The following is a 5151-nucleotide window of genomic DNA, read 5'->3' as shown; positions in this document are numbered from 1 at the left end:
CCTTGTTAGCTCTCGACACAAAACTTGACACTTTTTAATATCTGAGCCAGATTGGAGATGTCACCCCTTGATGGAGTTGCAACCATGGAAAACCAAGAAGCTAAGTTTGGCTTTACCACCTTCGCCGAAAAATGGAATGGCCGTCTGGCAATGTTGGGCTTTGTGATTGGCGTTTTGACCGAGCTGCTGACGGGCCAAGGGATCCTCTCTCAAATTGGCCTGATGTAATCCCAGCCCGCCTGATTGGGTCGAAGCACTAGCTAGACACCTTTTTGCCCGGCTGTCCTCTTCCAGCTTGCTCAAGCAGCCGGGCTTTTGCTGCAGTTCCGAGCCAGAGCGAAGCCCAAACAGCCACGCCAATTTGTTCCTCCTACCTCCAATGGTTCGCCACTTGATCCCCATCTCCCTTTGGGAGAGAGGCTGGAGGTGAGGGCGACAAGTCTGGGATCGCCCTAGCCTTCCAATCCCTGCAGGTACTGGCAAATGTCGGCCAAGATGCGCTCCAGCTCCTCCAGGTTCTGGGAAGCGCTTGCCCATTTTGGGTCATCAGCCGGGGATCCCGGCTGCGCCAGTTGCACCCCCAGGTGTTCTAGCTCGCGGGCTACTTGACAAAAGGCATTGGCCCCCACGTTGGCGCTAGCTCCCTTGAGGCGGTGGGCAATTTTCCTCAAGTCTTCGGCATTACCCGCTGCAAGAGCTTGGCGCAGCCGCGGCAACTGCTCCTGGCAATCCTGGACAAACACCTGCAGCAGTTCCCGCTGAAACTGGCGGTCACCTCCCGTAACCCGCTCCAAGTAGGCGGCGTCGATGGGGTAGGGCAGCGTGGGAGCAGAGTTGCCGTTGGCAGCTTCAGGAGAAGGCGGATCGGACGAAGCCGCCCCGTTGGCTGCTCCTGCGGCGGAAGGGGCGATCCTTTGGCTCCAGTGGTTGAGCACTTTTTCTAGATCCTCCTTTAGCACCGGCTTACTGAGATAGTCGTCCATACCCGCTTGCAGGCAGCGCTCCCGATCCTCTTGCATGGCGTTGGCCGTGATGGCAATCACGACGGTGCGGTGGCCGGATCCCCGCTCCCGCTGGCGCAGGCGGCGGGTGGCCTCGTAGCCGTCCATCACTGGCATCTGGCAGTCCATGAGGATGAGGTCGTACTTGACTCGCTGCAGCAGATCCAAAACCTCCTGGCCGTTGGCCACTACATCCGCCAGGTAGCCCAAGCTCTGCAGCTGGCGCAGGGCCACCTTTTGGTTGACGGGGTTGTCTTCGGCCAAGAGGATGCGCAGGGGTTGCTGGGGACGGCTGGCGGAGGGCGCACTTTGCGAAAGGGGTGGGCCCACGCCCAGCAGCGCGGTGGCCAGGCCGGAAGACTTGCCCAGGGCCATGATCAGAGCTTCTTGCAATCGCGTTTGCTTGACCGGCTTGATTAGGTAGGCAGCAAAGCCAATCTCGGCGGCGCGGCGGGAGTGCTCCCCCAACCCCAGCGAGGTCATCATCACCAGTTGCGTCGGGGACAGTTCGGGATCCGCCTTGATCCAGCGGCCCAAGGTCTCCCCGTCCACCTCCGGCATCTGCATGTCCAAAACCGCCAAGGGGAAGGGGATCCCTTCCCGCACGGCCTGGCGCAGTTTGTCCAGAGCTTGGTAGGCATTTTCGGCTTCTTCCACCACCATGCCCCAAGCGGTGGCCTGGTAGCGGACGATCTTGCGGTTGGTGGCGTTGTCGTCCACCACCAACAGCCGCTTGCCCTGAAGATCGACAGGGATGCGGGCGGGGTTCTGGGCGATCTGGCGGGGGTAGGGTTGTCTTTCCAGGGTCAGCTCGAGGCTGAAGGTGCTGCCGCGGCCCACCTCGCTCTCTAGGAAGATCTTGCCCCCCATCAGCTCTGTCAGTTGCTTGCAAATGGCCAGGCCCAGGCCTGTGCCCCCGTATTTGCGGGTGGTAGAAGCATCCACTTGGGTGAAGGGCTGAAACAGCTTGGCTTGCGCTTCCTTGGGGATCCCGATCCCTGTATCCCTTACCGAGAGCCGCAGTTGGACATGGGTGGCCGTCTCCTGCAGCAGCTCGGCCTGGATGACCACCTCCCCTTGATGGGTGAACTTGATGGCGTTGCTCACCAAGTTGTTGAGGATTTGGCGCAGCCGCGACGCATCCCCCCGCAGATAGCGGGGCACTTCCGGCGGCATCAGCACCGCCAGCTCCAGGCCCTTGGCATGAGCAGTGGGGGCAAAGAGATCCGCCACCTCCTCCAAACAGGCCCTCAGGTCGAAGTCCAGGATCTCCAGCTCCATCTCCCCGGCTTCCAGCTTGGAGAAGTCCAGGATGTCGTTGATGAGGGTCAGCAGGGCATCGCCGCTGATGCGAATGGTCTCGACAAAGTCCCGCTGCTCTGGGGTCAGGGGCGTCTCCAGCAACAAGCCCGTCATCCCCAGCACCGCGTTCATGGGGGTGCGGATCTCGTGGCTCATGGTGGCCAAGAAGCTGCTTTTGGCCTGAGAAGCCTGCTCTGCCGCTTTGCGGGCTTGTTCTAGCTCGAGGCTGCGCTGGCGCTCCCGCTCCAGGAGCTCTGCCTGGGTGAGGGCAATGCCGATTTGGTTGGCCAGTTGCACCAGCAGCTCGATCTCAAACGGCTGCCACTGGCGGGGTGCAGAACACTGGTGGGCCAACAACAGCCCCCACAGCCGCTGCTCCATGAAGAGGGGCACCACCAGGTTGGCCTTCACCTGCATTGTTTGCAGCAGCTCCAGGTAGCAGGGCTCCAGCCCTTCGGCCTCCACGTCGCTGATGGCGCGAACCCGGCCCTGGCTGTAGAGCTCGGCGTATTTTTCCTGAAAACAGGGATCCTCAATCACCTCGCCCAAAAGGGAAGGGATGCCGGGCTGGGTTTTCTCGTTGGAGATGATCCCGGATCCATCCGGCTGGAAGCGGTAGACCAAAACGCGATCCGCCCTGAGCAGGGCTTGGATCTCCGTTACTGCCGTTTCCAGGATCTCGGCAATATCCAGCGATTGGCGGATCTTTAAGCTGAGATCGGCCAGCAGTTGGGCCCGCCGGCTCTGCCGCTCCAGCTCCTCGGCAGCTTTTTTGCGCTCGGTGATGTTGCGGAAAATGCCCCGCGTGGAGACCATCACCCCATCTTCAAAGCGGCAGTTAACACTTCCCTCCACCCAGATGGTTTCGCCCTTGGCAGTGACAAAGGCTGTCTCCACCTTGTCCAGAGGTTGGCCAGCCAAAAGCTTCTGGAAAGCGACCTGGCAGTGCTCTCGATAGTCGGGGTGGATGATGTCGAAAACCCTCATTTGGTGGATTTGAGCTTCGTCGTAGCCCAGGGTCTCCTTCCAGGCGCGGTTGACGTAGAGAAAGTACCCTTCGGCATCGACAGACTGAATGAGATCGCTGGCATTTTCAAAGAGATCCCGGTAGCGCTCTTCGCTTTCTTTGAGAGCCAGCTCTGCCAGCTTGCGCTCGGTGATGTCGATGCCGATGCCGATGATAAACTCCACCTCACCCTTGGCATTGACCAAGGCGGTGTTGGTCCAAGCAATGAGCCGCAGCGCCCCCTGCTTGGTGCGCCAGAAGTTTTCATGGCGGTTTAAGAAAAGGGAGCGACTGCCCTTAAGTTGTTGAAAAGCTTGCTTCAGGCCGGCCATCTCCTCCGCCGGGATCAAGCCCAAGTCCCAGAGCAGTTGGCCCTTGACTTCTGCCAGCGAATAGCCAGAAAGCTGCTCGGCAGCGCGGTTAAAGCGCAGGATGCGCCCTTCGGGATCCATGACCACCACCAGAGCGCCTGCCGTGTCGAGGATGGCGTTGGTAAAGTCCCGCTCCTGCTTGAGGAAGGTTTCCGCCCGCTCCCGCTCGGCAGTTTCGCGGCGAATGAGGACATAAACTGCGGCCAACAGCAAGTAGGTAAAAGCCAGCCCCCCCAGCAGGATGGCATTGGTTCTAACCCAAGCAAGCTGGAACTGCCCGCTGCGCTGCTGCAACAGAAGCCGCTCTTGCTCCTGGAGCGCCTCCACTAGGTTGGCGATCCGCTCCATCAACCTTTGCCCTTCGCCCCTCTTCAAGGCTTCTTGAACAGCGGCCAGCCCCTCTTGATCCCGGAGCCGGATAAGATCTTGGGCAAGGTTCAGACGCTGTTCCAAAAGTAGCTCCAGCCACTTCAGGCGCCCTTGCTGGAGAGGGTTGTCGGCTGTCAACTCTTGCAGCCGGCTAAGACGAGTGGGAATGGCCTCAAGGCTGGCCTTGTACTCGTCGAGGTAGCGAGTCTCGTTGGTCAAAAAGTAGCCCTGTTTACCTGCCTCGGCAGCACGGATCTCTGAGAGCAATCCTTCCAGGTTCTGGATCACTTCCAAGGTATGGGCCACTTGCTCCGTCAGTTGGGGCAGGCGACTGGCGTTGCGCTGGGCAGAGTAGGCGATCCCGCCCAAGATCAGGGCAGCCAGGCCCAGGCCAGCACTGACCTTGAGGAGAAAGCGGTTTTTGCGAGCAGGCTTGCTCTCGCCAGCTTTGGGAAGCAAGGGAGCCTTGGCCAACTCCCGCAAGGTGCGGCGCAGCTCCAGTTGGGCTGTCACCTGATGGGCCAGGGCCTTGAGCTGCTCCAATTGCTCCGGGCTGAGCTGCCGGGGTTGGTAGTCCACCACGCAGAGGGTACCCAGCGCCTGCCCTTCCGGCGTTACCAAGGGCACACCGGCGTAAAAGCGAATATGCGGCTCTTGGGTTACAAGAGGGTTATCGGCAAAGCGCGGATCCTGGGTGGCATCCGGCACCACCAGCGGCTCTTTGGGCGAGAGGATGGCGTGGGCACAGAAGGCCACATCCCGCGGCGTTTCCTCGATGCCCTCAATGCCGAACTTGGCCTTAAACCACTGGCGATGCTCGTCGATGAGAGAGACCAGCGAGACGGGCGTGCCGCAGATGTAAGCAGCAAGCCGGACGATCTCGTCAAAGGCAGTTTCAGGGGCTGTATCGAGAACTTGATACTCTCGTAGGGCAGCCAGCCGCTCTTCTTCGTTGGGGGGAAGGGTAGCCTTGGGCATAGGTCAAGCTGGAGAGACGGGATCCGGCGCTGCCGTGGGTGAACCTCAGCAGCCTGGCAAAAGAGACAACCCCAGCATAACTCCCCGACCGCCCTGCCGGAATCCTTAGGGATCTTATGCCCCC

2 protein-coding genes are annotated in these 5151 nt (G+C 60.4%); one reads left to right on the top strand and one right to left on the bottom strand.

Annotation, left to right across the window (positions count from 1 at the left end):
• The first annotated feature begins 57 nt into the window (after positions 1-57).
• Complete coding sequence (locus NW827_RS04530; protein WP_414361756.1) at positions 58-228, top strand: high light inducible protein; 171 nt, start codon at positions 58-60, stop codon at positions 226-228.
• A 224-nt stretch (positions 229-452) separates the two neighbouring features.
• Here the strand turns inward: NW827_RS04530 and NW827_RS04525 are convergent, their stop codons facing one another.
• Positions 453-5027 carry a GAF domain-containing protein gene (locus NW827_RS04525; RefSeq protein WP_414503381.1) on the bottom strand — a complete coding sequence of 1525 codons (4575 nt, stop codon included), beginning with the start codon at positions 5025-5027 and terminating at the stop codon, positions 453-455.
• Positions 5028-5151 lie beyond the last annotated feature (124 nt).

This window comes from Synechococcus sp. H70.1 (genome assembly GCF_047502705.1).
GTDB lineage: Bacteria > Cyanobacteriota > Cyanobacteriia > Thermostichales > Thermostichaceae > Thermostichus.
The sequence above is the reverse complement of the archived record's forward strand: the minus strand, read 5'-3'. Positions and strand labels throughout refer to the sequence as shown.

Excerpts from the sequence above, each read along its gene's own strand:
- NW827_RS04530 (WP_414361756.1), top strand. The coding sequence starts at position 58 with ATGTCACCCCTTGATGGAGTTGCAACCATGGAAAACCAAGAAGCTAAG.
- NW827_RS04525 (WP_414503381.1), bottom strand. The coding sequence starts at position 5,027 with ATGCCCAAGGCTACCCTTCCCCCCAACGAAGAAGAGCGGCTGGCTGCC.